Source organism: Shuttleworthella satelles DSM 14600, from assembly GCF_000160115.1.
Classification (GTDB): domain Bacteria; phylum Bacillota; class Clostridia; order Lachnospirales; family Lachnospiraceae; genus Shuttleworthia; species Shuttleworthia satelles.
In genome coordinates this window covers 533,661-552,010 of the sequence record NZ_GG665867.1, presented here as the reverse complement: position 1 = coordinate 552,010, position 18,350 = coordinate 533,661, and the positions used below count along the sequence as shown (strand labels likewise).

General features: G+C 51.2%; 17 protein-coding genes and 1 pseudogene. 1 reads left to right on the top strand and 17 read right to left on the bottom strand.

Annotated features, from left to right (window positions below):
- Positions 1-110: 110 nt before the first annotated feature.
- From GCWU000342_RS10670 to GCWU000342_RS09175, 13 genes are all read right to left on the bottom strand, one after another.
- The gene (locus GCWU000342_RS10670; RefSeq protein ID WP_006907162.1) at positions 111-263 is read right to left on the bottom strand and encodes a hypothetical protein; all 153 of its coding nucleotides are present in this window, start codon (positions 261-263) and stop codon (positions 111-113) included.
- A 320-nt stretch (positions 264-583) separates the two neighbouring features.
- Entirely contained in the window at positions 584-1,480 is an 897-nt protein-coding gene (locus GCWU000342_RS09230; RefSeq protein ID WP_006907160.1) for a DMT family transporter, read from the bottom strand.
- Between the two features lie 173 nt (positions 1,481-1,653).
- Positions 1,654-3,063, bottom strand: a complete 1,410-nt coding sequence (locus GCWU000342_RS09225; RefSeq protein ID WP_006907159.1) for an alanine/glycine:cation symporter family protein — start codon at positions 3,061-3,063, stop codon at positions 1,654-1,656.
- A 269-nt stretch (positions 3,064-3,332) separates the two neighbouring features.
- Positions 3,333-3,665, bottom strand: coding sequence for a type II toxin-antitoxin system RelE/ParE family toxin (locus tag GCWU000342_RS09220; protein ID WP_006907158.1), 333 nt, complete (start codon positions 3,663-3,665; stop codon positions 3,333-3,335).
- Positions 3,666-3,962, bottom strand: coding sequence for a type II toxin-antitoxin system RelB/DinJ family antitoxin (locus GCWU000342_RS09215; RefSeq protein ID WP_006907157.1), 297 nt, complete (start codon positions 3,960-3,962; stop codon positions 3,666-3,668).
- 445 nt (positions 3,963-4,407) lie between these two features.
- Positions 4,408-5,799, bottom strand: coding sequence for a GntP family permease (locus GCWU000342_RS09210; RefSeq protein WP_006907155.1), 1,392 nt, complete (start codon positions 5,797-5,799; stop codon positions 4,408-4,410).
- A gap of 130 nt (positions 5,800-5,929) precedes the next feature.
- Positions 5,930-7,123, bottom strand: a complete 1,194-nt coding sequence (locus tag GCWU000342_RS09205) for an MFS transporter (RefSeq protein ID WP_006907154.1) — start codon at positions 7,121-7,123, stop codon at positions 5,930-5,932.
- Between the two features lie 282 nt (positions 7,124-7,405).
- On the bottom strand, positions 7,406-8,419 hold the full coding sequence (locus GCWU000342_RS09200) for an aldo/keto reductase family protein (protein WP_045001002.1): 1,014 nt from the start codon (positions 8,417-8,419) through the stop codon (positions 7,406-7,408).
- 260 nt (positions 8,420-8,679) lie between these two features.
- The gene (pfkB, locus tag GCWU000342_RS09195; protein ID WP_006907151.1) at positions 8,680-9,609 is read right to left on the bottom strand and encodes a 1-phosphofructokinase; all 930 of its coding nucleotides are present in this window, start codon (positions 9,607-9,609) and stop codon (positions 8,680-8,682) included.
- A gap of 2 nt (positions 9,610-9,611) precedes the next feature.
- Entirely contained in the window at positions 9,612-10,661 is a 1,050-nt protein-coding gene (locus tag GCWU000342_RS09190; protein WP_006907150.1) for a galactitol-1-phosphate 5-dehydrogenase, read from the bottom strand.
- Between the two features lie 11 nt (positions 10,662-10,672).
- Entirely contained in the window at positions 10,673-12,193 is a 1,521-nt protein-coding gene (gene xylB, locus GCWU000342_RS09185) for a xylulokinase (RefSeq protein ID WP_006907149.1), read from the bottom strand.
- Positions 12,194-12,429: 236 nt separating this feature from the next.
- The gene (locus tag GCWU000342_RS09180) at positions 12,430-13,479 is read right to left on the bottom strand and encodes a LacI family DNA-binding transcriptional regulator (RefSeq protein WP_006907148.1); all 1,050 of its coding nucleotides are present in this window, start codon (positions 13,477-13,479) and stop codon (positions 12,430-12,432) included.
- Positions 13,480-13,495: 16 nt separating this feature from the next.
- Positions 13,496-14,350: a class II fructose-bisphosphate aldolase gene (locus GCWU000342_RS09175; protein WP_045001000.1), complete on the bottom strand. Its 855-nt coding sequence runs from the start codon at positions 14,348-14,350 to the stop codon at positions 13,496-13,498.
- 466 nt (positions 14,351-14,816) lie between these two features.
- Between GCWU000342_RS09175 and GCWU000342_RS09170 the strand changes: the two genes are divergently transcribed.
- Positions 14,817-16,271 (top strand): IS5-like element ISShsa1 family transposase, encoded by a 1,455-nt coding sequence (locus GCWU000342_RS09170; protein ID WP_006907146.1) that lies wholly within the window; start codon positions 14,817-14,819, stop codon positions 16,269-16,271.
- Positions 16,272-16,346: 75 nt separating this feature from the next.
- Here GCWU000342_RS09170 and GCWU000342_RS09165 read toward each other — a convergent pair whose 3' ends face one another.
- The 4 genes and pseudogenes from GCWU000342_RS09165 to GCWU000342_RS09155 form a co-directional block, all read right to left on the bottom strand.
- On the bottom strand, positions 16,347-16,949 hold the full coding sequence (locus GCWU000342_RS09165; protein WP_006907145.1) for an alpha/beta hydrolase: 603 nt from the start codon (positions 16,947-16,949) through the stop codon (positions 16,347-16,349).
- A 22-nt stretch (positions 16,950-16,971) separates the two neighbouring features.
- Positions 16,972-17,411: pseudogene (locus GCWU000342_RS11020) on the bottom strand (hypothetical protein).
- A gap of 103 nt (positions 17,412-17,514) precedes the next feature.
- Positions 17,515-17,706, bottom strand: a complete 192-nt coding sequence (locus tag GCWU000342_RS09160) for a hypothetical protein (RefSeq protein WP_006907143.1) — start codon at positions 17,704-17,706, stop codon at positions 17,515-17,517.
- Positions 17,707-17,773: 67 nt separating this feature from the next.
- On the bottom strand, positions 17,774-18,088 hold the full coding sequence (locus GCWU000342_RS09155; protein WP_006907142.1) for a YdcP family protein: 315 nt from the start codon (positions 18,086-18,088) through the stop codon (positions 17,774-17,776).
- Positions 18,089-18,350 lie beyond the last annotated feature (262 nt).

Genomic DNA, 18,350 nt, shown 5'->3' with positions numbered 1-18,350 from the left:
CCTTCCCCGGCAAGCAGCCGGGATAAAATTCAAACATCCCTGCAGGGCAAATCGACCGAGCGCCCGATATGCCAAAGAGAAGTTTTACAGTATGGCTGTGATCGCCGTTATCAATCCGAAGATAACGCCGCGGCAAAAGGCTGGATAGGAGTTCCCTTGATTCCATTCAGATTATGGATAATCTGTGGGATGTAAGACACATACATAATAATCGACAAGGCTGTTCCGACCCAGCCGAAGATCTCCAGCTTCTTCTCTGACATATGACTACCTCTTTTTTTATTAAAATAACACCCATGCGCTGTATTCGTGAACAGCCTGTGAATCGTACAATATCACCCTTCATACATAATGTCAAAGGCAGATTCTCTGACCATCAATCCTCCTCTTTCCCTTTCGCTTTCTCTCAACCGCCCTCGAATAATTGAACTCTATTATATTTTACCTTACGCAATTAGCCCAAACGTCGATACCGACTCCGATTTTAACAAAATCGAATCCGTTGATAGAATCGAATGTGTAGCAATGCAATGAAGTGATTTTACAGAAAAGGAACAAGAAGAGATCCGGTCTGGACTTTCTCTCAGGCCGCTTTGGCGTCTTCCGCCATAGTGTATCTCCATTTGGCAACCGCCGTTGCGATGACGATCACGTAGCCGATCATCGACCATACATCCGGGAGCTCCGCGAAGAAGAGGAGGCCCCAGAGGGAAGCGAAGAGCACCTGAGAATAATCAAAGACAGAAATTTCCTTGGCCGGCGCCAGCTGATAGGCCTTGGTAATCGCGAACTGAGCCAGGGCCGCACAGGTCCCCGCCCCCAGCAGACAGGCCCATTGTGCTGCCGACATTGGATGAAAATCAAAGACCATGAAAGGCAAACTGAGTAAACTGGTAAATGTGGAGAAGAAGGCCACAATCAGAGGTCCTCTCTCCCCCTGCATCCCCAATTTGCGAACAAAGGTATAGGCAAAGCCCGCCCCCATTCCGCCAAAAAGACCGGCCAGGGCCGGCAGTGAGGCCAGCCCCGCCGTGGGGCGAACCACAAAGCTGGCCCCGATGAAGGCCAGAATGACAAAGAGAACCTCCTTCTTTCTGGGGATCTCGGACAGGATAAAAATGGATGCGATGATAGCCCAGAAGGGCGACAACTTATTGAGCAGGTTGGCATCCGCTAAAGCCATGTGATCGATGGCCCAGAAGTTGGCAATCATCCCCAGGCCTCCGCAGAGAGAGCGAAAAAAGAGAGAGGGCAGACTGCCCTTTTTGATCTTCAGCTTCTCTTCCGTTCCCATCAGCGTCATGATTGCTATGACCGCGGCAATGGCATTGCGAAAGAAACTCTTCTGCATGGTGGGCAGGTCCCCGGACATACGGACAAAGAGAGCCATCAGAGAGAAGAAAAAGGAATCAATGATAACCAGAAGAATCCCCGCCAAGTGGGGATTCTTCTTTATGAATCGAGTGACAAATAAAGGCATATCCCTGTCCTTTCTGAAGATATACGGACGAAATCCTCCAATTGCATTTTTCTGTCACATGAAGTATCGCGCTCTTCTGCCGACAATCCACAGGTATGATCTTATACTGATCATACCTGCGGATTTATGCATGACAACGGTGCCCTCCTGGAATACGTATTCGCCTGCCGTTCCTATTTGCCGGCGATTTCCCCCGTCTGTTCCTGTCTCTCCCTCTCTCGAACCAGACGCACAAGAACAGGGGACAAAAGCAGGAGGGCAATCAGGTTGGGGATTGCCATCAGACCGTTGAAGGTCTCGGCGATATCCCAGAGCATACCAAGATCCATTGTGGCGCCGACGATGGCGACCAGAGAGTAAAGAACCAGAAAGGGCTTGACCAACCTGTGACCGAAGAGGAACTCCACGCAGCGGGAGCCGTAGAGCCCCCAGCCAATCGTGGTAGAAAAGGCGAAGCAGACCAGAGCAATCATGGTAAAGCCCGAAACCCAGCTTCCGTAGGTCGTCGTGAAACCCAAAATCGTCAGTTCCGCTCCGGCCGCCTGCCCGTAGGCCACGGGGACCCCCGAGCAGAGGATAATCAGGGCCGTCAGAGTACAGATGACAATGGTATCCATAAAGACCTCAAAAATACCAAAGAGTCCCTGGCCGACCGCGTCATCCGTATCCGCTGTGGAGTGGGCGATGGATCCCGTCCCAAGGCCGGCCTCATTGGAGAAAACCCCCCTGGATACCCCTTTTTTAAGAGATAAAAAGGCAGATCCGATCAGTCCTCCCGTCACCCCCTGCGGGGTAAATGCCCCGGCAAAGATCATGCGCATGACGGCGGGGACATTTCTCCAATTGAGAAGAACAACTCCCAGGCCCAAAATAATATAGAGCAGGGCCATAAAGGGAACCAGCTTCTCCGTCACGGAACCGATCCTTTTGATTCCGCCCAACAGGACCAGAGCGACCAGACCCGCAATGACAAGTCCAAGCGCCAGATCCAGCTTGGGGTGACTGCCTGAGGCCAGAAGGCCGAAGCTGTCTAAGAAGCTGTCTACGGAGGTGACAATGGTATTGACCTGGGTGGCATTGCCCGTTCCAAAGACCGTCAGCACACCGAACGCCGCATAGGCAAAGGCCAGCCAGAGCCAGCCCTTTCCAAGCCCGTTCTTAATGTAGTACATGGGACCGCCCACATGCTCTCCTCTGGGATTGGTCTCCCGAAAATGAACGGCCAAAGTCACCTCGGCGAACTTTGTACACATGCCCAGGAAGGCGGAACACCACATCCAGAAGACAGCCCCCGGCCCTCCAAGGGCAAGAGCTCCGGCCACCCCGGCGATATTACCGGTTCCGACCGTTCCCGCCAGGGCTGTGCAGACCGCCTGGAAGGGAGACATCGTCCCCTCCCTGGCCTCGGTCCTGTCAAAAAGTTTGCCCAGGGTATTGCGCATGGCCGCAGGAAACTTGCGGACCTGAATCAGGCGTGTCCGAATAGTCAGAAAAATCCCGACACCAATAATGGCGGCCATGGCCGGCACTCCCCAGATGAAATTACTTACAGCTTGATTGACCTGCTGAATGACTCCTAACATAGAATGCCCCTGTTTCCCACACAAAAATCGTCTCTTACTTTAGCAAAAGGAGCCGTCAAAAAACAAGTGCCGGACAGCCGAAGACATTCGTCTTCGTTACAGAGTAAATTCTAACGCATGGATCTTCTCTTTGACGGCTTCCCCGCAGTGGCGTTTATGTTATAGTAAAATTAGCAGAAAAGAACGAATCACGAGCCTCACGGGAGCGATCCTGTGGGACTTTTGCTTTGAAAGGAAAACTCCCCGCCACAGTGACGGAGAGCGTTTTGTCAGTCGAGTTTCATATTGGCGAGCTGCCGTAGCTGATCGCGTTTGTTGTAGATGACGTTCATGATGTAGACCCGTTTGGTTTCCTCATCAATCCGGTAGTAGACATAGAAGTTCTTTGCCATGATTTCCCGGATTCCGCGTGAATGCCAGGGTTCGTCATCGACAGGTTTTATCCGGCCGGGCATTTCCGACAGCTTGCTTATCTCTTCACGGATCGCGCGGATATAGGAAAGCGCCGTATCCGGAACGAGCAGGACATCGGCAATATAATCGCGCAGTTCCACAAGATCTGTCGTGGCGTCCGGTGTCATGATGATTTCATAAGAATTCATTTATCTGAGGTTCCCTTCGAGTTCATCTAAAACCTCAGTGAACGGGCGGCCTTCGCCGCGGAGCGACTGCTCATAACTGCGTGCAAGTTTTGCGTTCAGTTCGGCATCGGACATGGCATCAAGCGTTTTCGGTTCCTTCGGAATCGTAAGTGAGAAGGGAACGCCATGTCTGTATATGATCTGCCGATAAAGAGAATTGATTACGACAGATACGGGGATACCGAGTTTCTGGAGAATATCTTCCGCCTCGTTCTTGACATCAAATTCGACACGAGCGCTTACAGTTGCATCTTTCATGGTAACATCACCTTTCAAAATTATTGTACTGCGCAGTATTGTAGATTGCAATACAAATTGAAAGAGGATCGCGTAAGTTTACTGTAGGGATTAAGTGGGCAGAGGTGCCCGTGACGTGAAGTAAGGTTTGCTTCTTTCATCGTCACGTACTCCTGTCCAAGGAGAGTAGTCAAGATATCACAATCAAAGCCCCCAGATGTGAACCTTAAACCATGCTTCTTTTGCTGCCGCGCTGCTGATGCTTGCCTGCATTGCGTCAAAGTATTTTCCATATGCCTGTCTTTGCTGGTTCTCCCACGGAAGCAGCGCATTCGATAAACCTTGTCCTGGCCGCTCCCCAGTTCTGAAGTATGTATTTCTTTCCCTGGGGTACTCTGACTTTCTCTCCTTCTGTCAGGCAAAAGACATTTGTCTCTGCATCATTCTATTGACTCCCGAATTCTCGTCAGCGCAGGAAAAGGCTTAAGATAAAGATCTCAATAATCGAGGCAATCCCCAGAACCAGAGTCCCCGCTGTCTGGGTCTTGTAACCGCGATCCGGGGACATCTCACCGAAGTTCGTGACAACCCAGAAGTAGGAGTCATTCGCATGAGACACTGTCATGGCTCCGGCACCGATGGCCATAACCACCAGGGTGATCTGCATGGGAGAGGTGAAGCCAAGGACGCCCAAAAGGGGCTGTACAATCCCCGCTGTAGTGGTAAGAGCAACCGTAGAAGAGCCCTGCGCTGTCTTGAAGATCGCCGCCAGGAGGAAGGGGAAGAGAATTCCCATGGCGGAGAATACACCTGCATGAGCGGAGATATACTTGACCATATCGGAGGAGGCGATCACCTTGCCTAAGACGCCGCCTGCCGCAGTCACAAAGAGAATGGGGCCGACCGTCTTTAAGGTCTCATTGACCAGATCATAGAAGTGTTCCACCTTCTTGGTCGTGATCAGCTGGAAGAAGGCGAAGAGAGTACCGACTGCCAGGGCAATGATTGGTGTCCCAAGGAATTTGACCAGATTCGCGCCGGAACCGGACCACTTGGCCATGGCCGCGATTGAGGACAGGGCCATGAGGACGATCGGCACGATGATCGGCGCTAAGGCATTGAGGCCTCCGGGCAGTTTGCCATACTCAGCCACCAGTTCCTCATAGGTCTTGGTCATCAGATTGCGGTCCGCCTCGTCATCCGCCTTGACTTTCCGGCCGACCATAACCGCATAGATGTAACCGGCGATCAGGGGCAGAATGGAGCAGACGGCGCCCATACCCATCACCAGGAGCAGATTATCACCGACTCCCAGGGTATTGGCTGCCGCAATCGGGCCCGGTGTGGGCGGGATAAAAACGTGAGCGATATAAAGTCCGGCAGACAGGCCGAAGCTCATAGACACGGACGAAGCCATGGTGCGCTGTACCAGAGCCTTGCGGATGGGATTTAAGATGACGAAACCGGAGTCACAGAAGACCGGAATAGAAACCACCCAGCCCATCAGTTCCATGGCCAGAACCGGATGGTTCTTTCCGACCAGTTTAATGACCATGTCCGCAAGCTTCAAAGCGGCTCCGGTCTTCTCCAGGATCGTTCCGATTAAAGCCCCCAGGATAATGACGATTCCGATCGAGGTAAATGTCCCTGCGAAGCCCTGTCCGATGACCGTCGCCAGACCTGCCGTCGTCTTTCCGTCCGCCCCCTTGACATCAACGAGCGGAATTCCCGCAAGAATCCCCAGTGCTAGTGAGACCAGCATAATGGCGATGAATGGATGTAACTTGAACTTTGAGATCAGAAGAATCATCAGCACAATAGCGATAATAAATGCAATAATCAGCGGAAAACCTGTCATAAATAACACCCCCTTTTTGATGTACGACTACTTCCACTTCAATGGAATTATCCTATCACTTTGCAGATTATTCTTACAGATTGCAAAATTACGAAAAATAGGGCGAATATTTGTGCACTTTTACAAGTTATCAACTGTTGTTTTCTATTCTCTCACGATAACCATTTTCTCTCGACAACTTTCGATAGGTCAACTCCAGAAAAGCTACATTGAGCACCGCGAAAAACGTCAGATAAACCGGCATGATCCATATGCCGATTCCGTGTTGAAGCAGGCCGAAAACCATGGGCATTGCCGTACTGCCCACATAGGCAGACGCCATCTGAAGACCGATGACCGCCGCGCTGTACTTCCTTCCGAAATTCACGGGTGCCATGTGCTGAATGGCCGGATAGATAGGCCCCATTCCGATTCCAACGACCAAAAAACCGATCGCACCGATGAGATAGCCCTTAAGAGGGAGCAGAACCAGCAGTATCCCCAGCATTTCCACAATAATTCCGATCCGAATCCGTTTCCGGTCGCCGAGACGACTTGAGATGAAGGCTGCAATCAGCCTTCCCAGCATAAGTCCGCCGAAGATCAAGGCTCCGAAAGAGGCGATCTTCTCATCGCTGAGACCGGTTTTCGTGCCTGCGAAATAACTGGGAACCCAGAGGAAGCAGGTGGCCTCCCCGGAACAATAGGCAAAGAAAGCGATCAGAGTATAGATGACCCCTGGCCGACGGATCGTTGGCCCAATGCCGGCACTCTCTTTTTCCTCCTCCTCTTCATCCGATCTCCCCCGCTTCCAAAGGGGCAGGGAGAGAATGCAGACAGCCAAAATACCTGTCTGCAGAAAAGCCGTCCAGCGATAGCCTTCATTCCAGCGGGCCAGGCGCAGAGCCAAAGACATGATGCAGGGACTGATGACCGCGCCAACCCCATAGAAACAGTGCAGAAAATTCATAACCGCACCGGAGTAATTGTTGGCCACATAATGGTTGACCGAAGAGTCAATGGCCCCTGCCCCCAGACCATAGGGAATGGCAAAGGCAAAGAGCAGCCAGTAGCTGCCGCTGACCGAAAATCCCAGCAGGCCCAGAATCGTCAGCCCGATGGAGACAATCACAATCCACTGGGTCTTCACCGCCCGGATCAGCCTGGGGCTGAGCAGTGCCGAGATAATGGTCATAAAGGAAATGGTCATGGACACAAAGCCCGCATAGGACGAGGGCACGCCGAAGTCCAGCTGCATTCTGGGCCAGCCGGAACCCAGAAGGGAGTCCGGCAATCCTAGACTGATAAAGATCAGATAAATGACAGCAAGTAAGAAAGAGCCCATGTCATCTCCCAGCACATATAATCACAGTTAATACAGTTAATCTTGAAGATGATCTCCGTTGCATGATAGATGAAGCGGCAAATACTTTTCAAGAATAAAATCAAAAAATAAGCTTGGAATCTCCTAGCAAAAGGCGATTCCAAGCTTATTACTCAAACTTCCCATAATCATGCGCCCGAACGCCAAGCTTCACTTGTATCCTCCTCGCTTTCTTTAAATGCTATCCCCTATCACTCATCCGTCGACCCCCAGACTTGGAGATTTTAAGACCATCCGTCTCTTCTACTGAACGATCTCGCCATTTTCATCCCAGAGGTCATGCCAGTCCCTGGCCCCCGGCCACAGGAAGACCTGACCCTTGACCAGACGATTGTTGGACTCCAGTAACTGAATCCTGTCCATCTCCTCTTCTGTCAGAGGGTCACCGTCAATGGTGCTGGCAAGATTGCTGATGTATTCCGCCTCATGCACAGAGAAGGGAATGGGAATCGCCCCCCTCTGCACCGCCCATTTCAGGCAGATCAGGGCCGGATGGCACTTGTGAGCCGCCGCGATCTCCTGCATGATCGGCGTCTTCATATCAGCGACATCACCGGGCTCCATATCCCGCTCCGGCCTCTGGGGAGAACCGAGCGGCATGAAGCCGACCGGCTGGATTCCATGTCCCCGCAAATAGCAAAAGAGCTCTTCCTGCTGAAAGCATGGATGCTCCTCAAACTCACACATGGCCGGTTTGATCCGGCAGAGCGGCAGGACCGCCTTGAGTTTGGGAATCGTCATACTGGACATTCCGATCCCGCGGGTCAGCCCCATATCCACCAGGCGCTCCATCTGCCGCCAGGTCTTCATGAAGCGCTCAACTGAAAAGGGCTTGGAATCGGGATTGCGACTGTCAACGTCACAGTAAGGCGCATGATAGTTAGGGAAGGGCCAGTGGAGGAAATACATATCCACATAATCCAGCTTCAAGTCCTTTAAGCTCTTTGCCAGGGCGATCAGGATATCGCCATCTCCATGCATGTCATTCCAGGCCTTGGTCATAATGAAGAGATCCTCTCTCTTACAGATGCCGTCGCTGAAAGCCTTCTGAAAGACATCTCCGATCATGGCTTCATTGCCGTAGCAGGCGGCGCAGTCAAACATGCGGTAACCCGCCTTGATTGCCCCGTACACTGCCTCTGCCACCTGATCTGCCGTAAAGCGGTCAGACCCAAAGGTTCCCATCCCGATGCACGGCGCCTCTCTGCCGTCATTCAGTATAATTTTGGGAACACTGTCCGGATGAATTGTCTGCATACTAAATCCTCCTGTCTCTTTCATCTGTGATTCTGTTAACTGTATCCTGTTCTTACAGGCCGAACAGCCTGATAAAATCTCCTCAAAAAGATCTCTCCCGGCCCGAAACAGCCTGATAGAAACCTCTCTCAAAGATCGTCCCGGCCTGAAGCAGCCTGATAGAAGCCTCTCTCAAAAATCGCTCCGGCTCGAAACAGCCTGATAGAAACCTCTCCTAAGAGCTCGACCTGTCCCGGAAATATCTCTATTCCGGACACAACTCAGGCCTCCTCAATCTCAACCAGCGGATAGATATCTTCCATATCCTCTTTCACAAAGAAGCCGGTCTCCTCGCGAAGGGCCGCGGCAGCAGAAATGGCGCTGGCCCTTCTTAACATCTCCTTCAGGGAGAGCCCCTGGCTGAGGCCGAGGGCAAAACCGGCGGTCATAGAGTCCCCACAGCCCACGGTATTGACTGCGTTGATTTTGGGAACTCTGGCCCTGTAAGTGCCCTCATCGCCGACCGCCAGGGCCCCGTCACCGCCAAGGGACACAACGACGATCTCCACCCCCTTTGCGTGCAGGAGCTCTGCCGCACGCAGGATATCTTCCAGGTGATCGCAGCTCTTGCCGGTGAGCATGCGGATCTCATCCAGATTGGGCTTGATCATGGTCGGCCCCGCCTCAATCCCCCTTTCCAGGAGCTCTCCGCTGGTGTCCAAAATCACCTTCTTTTTGGCTTCTATACAGATCTCAATCAGGTCCTGATAGGCCGAGCCATCCAGCCCCCTGGGTACACTGCCGGACAAGGTCACCACATCCGCTTTTTGCGCCAGCCCGGTGAACTTGTCCCGAAAGGCCTTAAAATCGTCTTCTCCCACAGTAAATCCGGGCTCCAGGTATTCCGTCTGGATATGGTTGACACTATCCCAGATATTGATGCAGGAACGGCTCTCCTCCTCCATATGATAAAAGGCCGGCGTAATCCCCATGGGGCGCAGAGCCTCCTCGATGTAACGGCCCGCATAGCCTCCGACGAAGCCGGTGGCCAGAACCTCAGCGCCCGCAATGGCAGCGGGCTTGGACACATTTAAGCCCTTGCCTCCGGGACAGCTTTTGCATTCTATCACGCGGTTGACCTCGCCCATTTTCGCGTTCTCGACCACGTACCGCCTGTCAATGGCGGCATTTAATGTCACTGTCAGTATCATTCTTACGCCTCGCTGTCGATGAGAATCTTCCCCTTCACCGCTCCCGGCCTCTTGTAGAGCTCAAAGGCCTCATCGATCTGACTCAGGGGAATAACGCGAAAGACAAAAGAGTCGTCCAGCTTTAAATCTCCGCTGGCAAAATAGTGAGCCACCAGTTCCCACTCATGTCCCGGGAAAGGAGCGCTGTAGGACATCCAGGACCCGGTCAGGCGAAATTCCTTGCGGTTGAGGTTCTCCCACTCCCGCACAGAGAAACTGAGCTCTCTGGTAGGCGTTCCGATAAAGCACAGCTCGGCCTTGTTTGCCGCCAGCTCAAATGCCATCTTCATTGTGACGGTATTGCCTGCCGTCTCAAACACGTAGTCGAAGCCCTTTCCGCCCGTTATGGCCTTCGCCTCCTCCATGAAGCCCTCCCGCGAGCTGTTGATTCCCGCGGAGGCGCCCAGGCGCATTCCAAGCTCTAATCTCTCATCTACAATATCGAAGACGACGATCTGCCTTGCCCCAAAGATTTTAGCCCACTGCAGAGTCATCATGCCGACTGTCCCTCCCCCCAGGACAGCAACGGTTCTCCCGCCGACATAATTCGTCCTCTCCAGGCCGTGCAGAGCCACCGTGGCCGGCTCGAAAAAGGCCCCCTGGCGGAAGGAAACCGAGTCATCGAATTTCACGGCATTTATCTCCGGTACGCAGACATACTCCGCGAAGCTCCCGAAGGAATGCGAACCAACGAAATCATAGTTCTTGCAGAGCGAATAGTTCCCCCTCTGGCAGTCCTCGCACTTCATGCAGGGAATCAGAGGGATCCCGGCCACGCGGTCACCCGGCTTCAAGCTCGTCACGTCCTCTCCGACCTCCTCCACAGTTCCCGAGAACTCATGTCCCAGGACAATGGGATAAAAATGCGCCGCCCGGCCATTGACCCTGGGAATATCAGACCCGCAGATCCCGGTATATTTCACCTTGATCAAAACCTGATCTCTCCGGGGAACCGGTTTTTCAATATCCTCATAGCGAATGTCGCACATGGCGCGCAGCAGGCCGGCCTTCATCGTCTTTGCTGTCAACTGTCTCCTCCCTCTCTCATCATATCCTTGAGCTGGTCATATAACTTCCGATAGCTCCTGTAATTGGCCTCATAGACGGGCCTCTTATCCGAATCCGGCAGGTGTCTTCTTCGGACCTCAACGGTCTGATCCACCGCCCGGTCAAAATCCTCATACAGTCCGACGCCGACTCCGGCCAAAAGAGCTGCTCCCAGCGTCGTCGCCGTATCAGACGCCGGTACATCGACGGGCTTGCCGGTGACATCCGATTTGATCTGGGTCCAGAGGAGAGAGTTGGCGCTTCCTCCCATGGCGCGAAGGACATCCACCTTGACTCCCAGGGACTCGGCGACATCGAGATTGTGCTTTAGGGAAAAGGCAACCCCCTCCATAGCCGCGCGAATCAGATGCCCCCTGGTCTTGGAAAAATCCAGTCCATAGAAGACGCCCTTGGCCTTTGGATTCCAGATCGGAGAGCGCTCTCCCGCCATATAGGGGAGGAAGATCAGCCCCTCGCTTCCGGCCGCTACGGCATCCGCCTCCTCATTCAAAAGATCCAGGGACTTTCTCCCCTGCTTTTCGGCAAGGACTCTCTCATAGGCGCCAAATTCCTTCTCCAGCCAGCGCATCACACCGCCACCGCCTGTGGTCCCGCCCTGTAAGAGCCAGCGATCCGGCACGACATGACAGCCTAAAATCAGCCTCGCGTCTCCCCGCGGCTGGTCCATGCAGATGCTCATCCCTCCGGCCTGACCTCCCTGCTCCTGGGTCTGTCCCGGATGCAGGACACCCGTTCCCAGGGCTCCGCAGGCGGCATCCAGACCACCGGCCACAACCGGGATTCCCTGGCAGAGTCCGCACTCTTTGGCCGCCTGAGCCGTCACCTTTCCCACAATGGCATGGCAGGGATAGATGTCCGGAAAAATATCTGTGGAAATGCCCATATCCCCGGCCATATCGGCATCCCATCTTCCCCTTGCCATATCAAAGCAATGCAGGCCATAGCCCTGCGACAGGTCCTGCGAGAGATGACCGGTCAGACGATACGCAATATAGCTGTTGGACTGTAGAATCCAGCGGATTTTCCCGTACAATTCAGGTGTCTTCTTCTGATACCAGAGGATCTTTGGCGTGGTGTAGGAGGGCTGCAGGGGATTTCCGCACAAATCGAAGATCCTGTCTGCTCCGATTTTGGCATTCACCTCCCGGCAGATCTCAGACGCTCTTGTATCCATCCAGATGGGCGTCCTGCAAAGAACCCCTCCCTCATGATCCAGAGCGACGGCAGACCAGCTCTGACCGGCAATTCCAATCCCTGCGATCTTTCGCGGATGAATGTGGCCCTTTTCTAAGACCCCGGGAAGTGTCCGGCAGACCGCGTTCCACCAGTCCTGCGGATCCTGTTCCGCCCAGCCGGGGTGTGGATAGTAGACCCTGTAATCGCCCGTCCCGGAGGCCATCAAGCGCCCCTTTTGATCAAAGACGGCGACCTTGCAGGCGCTGGTCCCGATATCAATTCCCAACAAGTATGTCCCCATAAAGTCCCCTCACAAATGTTCTGTCCGACAATATACCTCAGACTGCCAGGATTTTCCCGGATGCGTATCATTCTGCCCGGTATAAATACAGTTCTCTCAGATGTCCGGGGTTTCCTCCCCATCACAAACTTCCTGACGACATGCAGACAATCCCTCCTCAAGTGCCCAGGATTATCCTGTCCGCTAATTTGCCCGGATTCCCTGCGTGCAAGCAATTCTTCCTCAAGTGCCCGGGATTACCCTCTCCGCAATTTCCTGTTAGAAAGCCCAGTCCTCACCTCTTCTGCCCTGACTCCGACGGACTTCCCCTCAACGTAATCGGTCGGCAGCACCACGGTTTGCGTCGGCCTCCCGGCATCGCCCGACAAGCGTTTCAAGAGCAGGTCCACCGCCTCCCTGGCAATCTCCCTGGTGGGCTGGGTGATAATGCTAAGACGGGGGGCAATCGCCTTGGCAAACTCCAGATTGTCAAAGCCGATTACAGACATCTCCTGGGGAATCCGAAGCCCGGACTCGTTGATTTCTATCATGGCTCCGACCGTCATCTCGTAGTTGGCGACAAGAACCGCCGTGATCTCAGGTTCTTCCTCCCGGAGCTTGTGCATGGCCCTGGCCCCGCCCTGAATCGTGTAATCACCGCAGACGACCATAGAATCTGAGACTTCCAATCCGGCGTCTGCCATAGCCGCCTGAAAGCCCCGCCTTCTGGCGGCGGCAGTATAGATATCCTGCGGGCCGGTAATCAGTCCTATTTTTGTGTGTCCGGCAGCCCGGAATCGATCCACCGCCTTTTTGGCCGCGTCTTCGTTATCGACAAGCACACAGTCCGCGTCCAGCCCCCTGATCTTTCGATCAAGGACAACCACAGGACGCTTGCGGCGCAGGAAGGCCTTTAAAATTTCTCCGTTCTCCCCTGTCGGCATGACCATCAGGCCGTCCGCCCGCCTGCGCAGCAGAAAGGCAATGGCTTCCCTCTCTCGCGCGGGATCCGTGCGACAGTCGCAGAGGATGGTCGCATAGCCCTTCTGCCGCAGAATATCTTCCGCCTCGGAGATAATCTCAGCGCAGAAGACATTGTTGAGCTCCGGAATCAAAATCCCGATCGTCCTGGTCCGGTTGGTTTTCAGGCCCCGGGCTGTCTCGTTGACTTCAAAGTGCAGCTTTTCAATCGCCGCCTCGATTTTAATCCGGTTCTTCTCCCGGACATTTCTCCCATTCAAATAGGAGGATATGGTCGCCAGACCAAGCCCTGTCTCCCGGGCAATATCCTTGATGGTCGCTCCCATAGATGCTCCTTGTCCTTCAGACAAATGCCTTTCCCACACATCCGCACATTTTCATGCGGGCAATCACCTGTTCTTTGACCGCCTCCATGGCAGCCAGTCCCAGCTTCTTGGGATCATAGGTCTTCGGAGCCTCGGCAAGCAGCTTCTTCACCGCGCCGGTATAGGCGACGCGAAGCTCAGTGGCGAAATTCACCTTGCACATCCCCTTGGACACGCACTCTCTGACGTCCGACTCACTGAGACCGGAAGCCCCGTGGAGCACCAGAGGAGCCTTGACCTTGGCAGCGATCTCCGCCACCCTGTCCTTATCCAGCACAGGCTCTCCCACATAAAAACCATGCGCTGTCCCGATGGCTACTGCCAGAGATGAAACGCCGGTCAACTCCTCAAATTGCCTGGCCTGATCCGGATCCGTATTCTGATCGGCATGCGCTTTTAAGTCATCCTCCTTGCCGCCGACCCTGCCGAGCTCAGCCTCCACCGGAATTCCGACTGCACAAGCCACATCGACCACGCGCCGGGTCAGAGCGGCATTCTCCGCAAAAGGAAGCTTGGAACCGTCAATCATGACCGATGTATATCCTGCCTTAATGGCCTGTATCGCTAGCTCAAAGCTGTCTCCATGGTCCAGATGGAGACAGACCGGGATCTCTGTCTTGTCCGCTTCCGCCCTCACCATGGCGACAAAGGTCTCCAGCGAACCGTAGCGGACCGTCGAGGGAGTCGTCTGCAGCATGGCCGGCGCCTGCGCTTCCTCCGCGGCGGCGATGACCGCCTTGACCATCTCCATATTCTCTACATTGAAGGCTCCCACTGCGTAACGCCCTCTTTGGGCATCCGCAAGCATCTTGTCTGAAGTGACAAATGACATTTTCTCCTCCTTACGATCGATTACACCCGATAGCTTCTTATTTCCTTTTTCCCTGACATTACAAATCATCACAAAATCCGAAACGTTTCGGATTTATCTGCTCTAAGAATACTTGACAGGGGATCACTTTACAAGTCCCTCTGGCAAGGATTGCGCGTTTTTGACAAATATTTCACAGTAATAAGGAAACACTCGCCCCATATGTATTTCATATCTTGGGCAAGTCGGCATGCGCCCTCATATATTTCATATCTTGAGCAAACGAGCATGCGCCCCGCATGTGACTTATGCCATGAATAGAAAGGTTTACATCCCAAAAGTCTTTTATTTAGTGTCTGCTCAACCGAGTATGAAAGTGAATAATACAATGATATAGAGCCGCTTATGGGCACCTTCATGGCATAATGGAGATGCAGGGAAAAACCTGACAGCACCTCAAAAACCTTGCATTTCAAAGGAAGTTCCCATGTATAAAAAAGAGCGACACCACCAATTCGGACGTACGGATTTTAACCAGCCCATAGGGCTGAAGATGAACCCGGAAAACCGTTGGATCAAAAAAGCCGAACGAATCCCCTGGGATGAGATCGAAGACCGCTATGCGAGTCTGTTCCCGAGCCATACCGGTATGCCGGCAAAGCCCTTGAGGGTTGCCCTTGGATCTCTCCTCATCCAGAAACAGTACAGTTACTCGGATCGGGAACTGGTGGAACAGATCACGGAAAACCCATATTATCAATACTTCATCGGTCTTCACGGGTATCAGCAGAAGGCACCGTATGCGCCATCCCTGTTGGTAGAATTCCGGAAACGTCTCACAGACGAGATCCTCGGGGAGATCAATGAGATGATAATCCGCCATAACCATCCGGATGATCCGGGGCCCGGGAGCCGCGATGCAGCACCGAATGATGGCGAGCCTTCCGAAAACTCCGGAACCCTGATCCTGGATGCGGCCTGTGCACCGCAGAACATCGCCTTCCCGCAGGATATCAACCTGTTGAATGAAGCAAGGGAGGACCTTGAGACAATCATCGATACCGTGTGTTATGAGTATAATGAGCCGAAACCAAGAATCTATCGTCGGAATGCCCGGAAGGACTACCTCGCGCTGGCAAAACAGCGCAGACGTTCCTCCAAAGCAATTCGAAAGGCGATAAAAAAGCAGCTGCAGTATGTCCGCCGGGATCTTGGATTTATCGACACCTTCCTGGAAGAGGGAAAGGAATTGTCCGCCAGAGACGCAGAGAGGCTTGCGGTGCTTCGCAGAGTCTATGAACAGCAGCGCTACATGTATGAGAACAATGTCCACACAGTAGCCGATAGGATTGTGAACATCAGCCAGCCCTACATCCGACCGATTGTCAGAGGCAAGGCCAAAACTCCGACGGAATTCGGAACCAAACTGGATCTGAGTATCGATGACCATGGGATAGCCAGGATCGAGAAGCAGTCCTTTGACGCTTACAATGAAGGAGATGTCCTGATCGGAGCGATAGAGCAGTACAAGGAACGTACTGGTCATTATCCGGATCGGGCGCTCGTCGATAAGATTTATCGGAACCGGAAGAACCTTAGCTACTGCAGGCTTCATGGAATCAAACTGTCCGGTCCTGCGCTTGGCAGACCGAAGAAAGATCCTTCCATCGACAGGAAGCAGGAATATCGAGATGCTGTAGATCGAATCGAAGTCGAAAGGAGCTTCAGCCTTGCCAAGCGTTGCTTTGGCCTGGGCCTTATCCGTACGAAACTGGATACCACGACCAGAAGTTCCATCGTCCTGTCCATCATCGCGATGAATGTGGACAGGCTAACAGTCTTTTCTTTTGCCGAATTTCTGGTATCGGTTTTTCGAGGTGCAACACTGGACATCTTATGGTGTCCAGGCTTTAATATCAGCTCAGAACCAGCTGGCATTTGAAGCCGGGGTTGCTGAGCAGACACTATTTACTTTTTCCAAATGAAGCATAGTGCGATTACCTCCATAAATTTTACTTTATTGAGTTGAATTTCTAAGCCAATTATCCAAGAAATTTAATTGCTCATCTGTATGAAACCAATGTTCTCCATTCTCCATGATTGTAAGATTGGCACAAATTTGTTCGGCAAACTTAGTTATGGTTTCTTTTGAAGTTAAAATATCTTTTTCACCATATAAAACAGATGTAGGGATATTCCACTTGACAGGGTGATTTCTTGCATAAGATAAATATTCCCAAGACAATATTTCTCCAAACTCTGTTTCAATCTCTTTCTCACTCCTTAATTCATCCTCCGTAATATTCGCCCGCTTCATCATATCCACTATCAGTTTTTCCATATCTGCAACTGGAGAAATTAAAAATGCTTGTGAGATATTTTTTTCAGCGAGGGCATTCATAGAAAGATATGCTCCTATACTGTTTGCAATTAAAATAACAGAATCATATGATTTACAATACCCATCATATAATCTTGGAAATTCTATCTTTGCTTCCCAAGGAGTTTGTGATTTATAGTCCAAACCGATAACATCACTTTCTCTAAAAACAGACCGATAATGTTTTGCTTCCTCTGTATTACCACCCTTGCCATGCACATAGATAACTAAGGTTTTCATCTAAACCACCTCTATAATTTTTTTATCTTTCTGACAGATATTTTCGCATTTCACCAGAGGTCAATTTTCTTACCTGTGTATTCGGATACTCTTTATATTCTTCAACTGAAAAAACAGGTTTCATTGTTTCGCAAACTTTTCCTTTATTCTTTGTCAGATACATTTGTAAATCTTTATTATCCACAAAAATTTTATAGGAAATTCTGCCCTTTTCACTTTTAATTTCATAAATACCGCATGGCTTTTTGACCGTATAGTCAGCAGTTCTTAAATACACAGCTTTGCAATTTCAAATGACCTAAAAGAAAAATTTCAACGCTGTAATCCACGACTTGAATCATGTTCAATGCAAATACATCTGCCGCAAGTACCGCAGATGTATTGTGTATGGTTTTCTAAACAATCAGGCGGATTTAAAAGCGGCGTTATTCTGTTTTGGTCAACATAACATTCCTTACACACTTCAATTTCACAACCTCTCAAAATTTTAATTTTATCTATAATGACTATACCATTTTTTGTCCTGTTTTCATCAACAGGAAACGATTAACTAATGTATTCTGCTTTACAAATCAATTTCTTCAAAATCCTTTACAGCTTTTTGGTACGAAGCCCAAGTACATAACATAAACATGATGACACCGATTACAAATATGCCAGCCTGCGGTATGCTTAAATTTGAAGGCTCATTCAAGCTTTTTAAAGCAGGGATATGATGTAAAATCTCCCCTATGGTTATTATGATATTGTCAACCATTATTGACAATATCACTCCTTGATTTCTTCCGAAAGCGTACCATCTTCTTTTTTCTTTTCTTCACTTTCTATGCTTTTATCATGCCATCTGCTTCCAAAATATAATTGGTAAAACCTCGTGTGCCGATTTTGTATCCCTCTGCTTTGATACGGGGATTGATGAGCTTTACTTTTTCCTCAAAAGCAAAGTTTTTCTCGCCTGCTTCTGCCGGGAGTGTTACCACAATATCATCTGCTCTCTGTACATCGGAATAGAGGTTATAGCTTCTTGATAAAACGGTAAGCTGTCCGTTGATTCTTCTTTGTATAACCTTATCCTCACCGGCAAATTCCAAGTTTCCAAAAGTCTTTTCCATGTTGGGAATAACATATTTTAGTTCCATATTTTTCGTCCTTTCTGTGATATATTGATTTTTATATTTTCAGTGTGCCTGTCGTGGGAGAGCGACATTTCTTTTCATGCGGTTTTCTTGCCATCATTATCACGACCTTTCAAATTGAGTAAAAAAATAGACACCTCATATTTGAAGTGCCTACCTCTTTTGAATATTCAATTTGTATTGGAAGTGCCTTTTTAATCTCCACCTTTCAAGGAAAGTCGTCGTACCAAAGCTCATTCATACGTAGTGTCTGCTCAGCAACCTC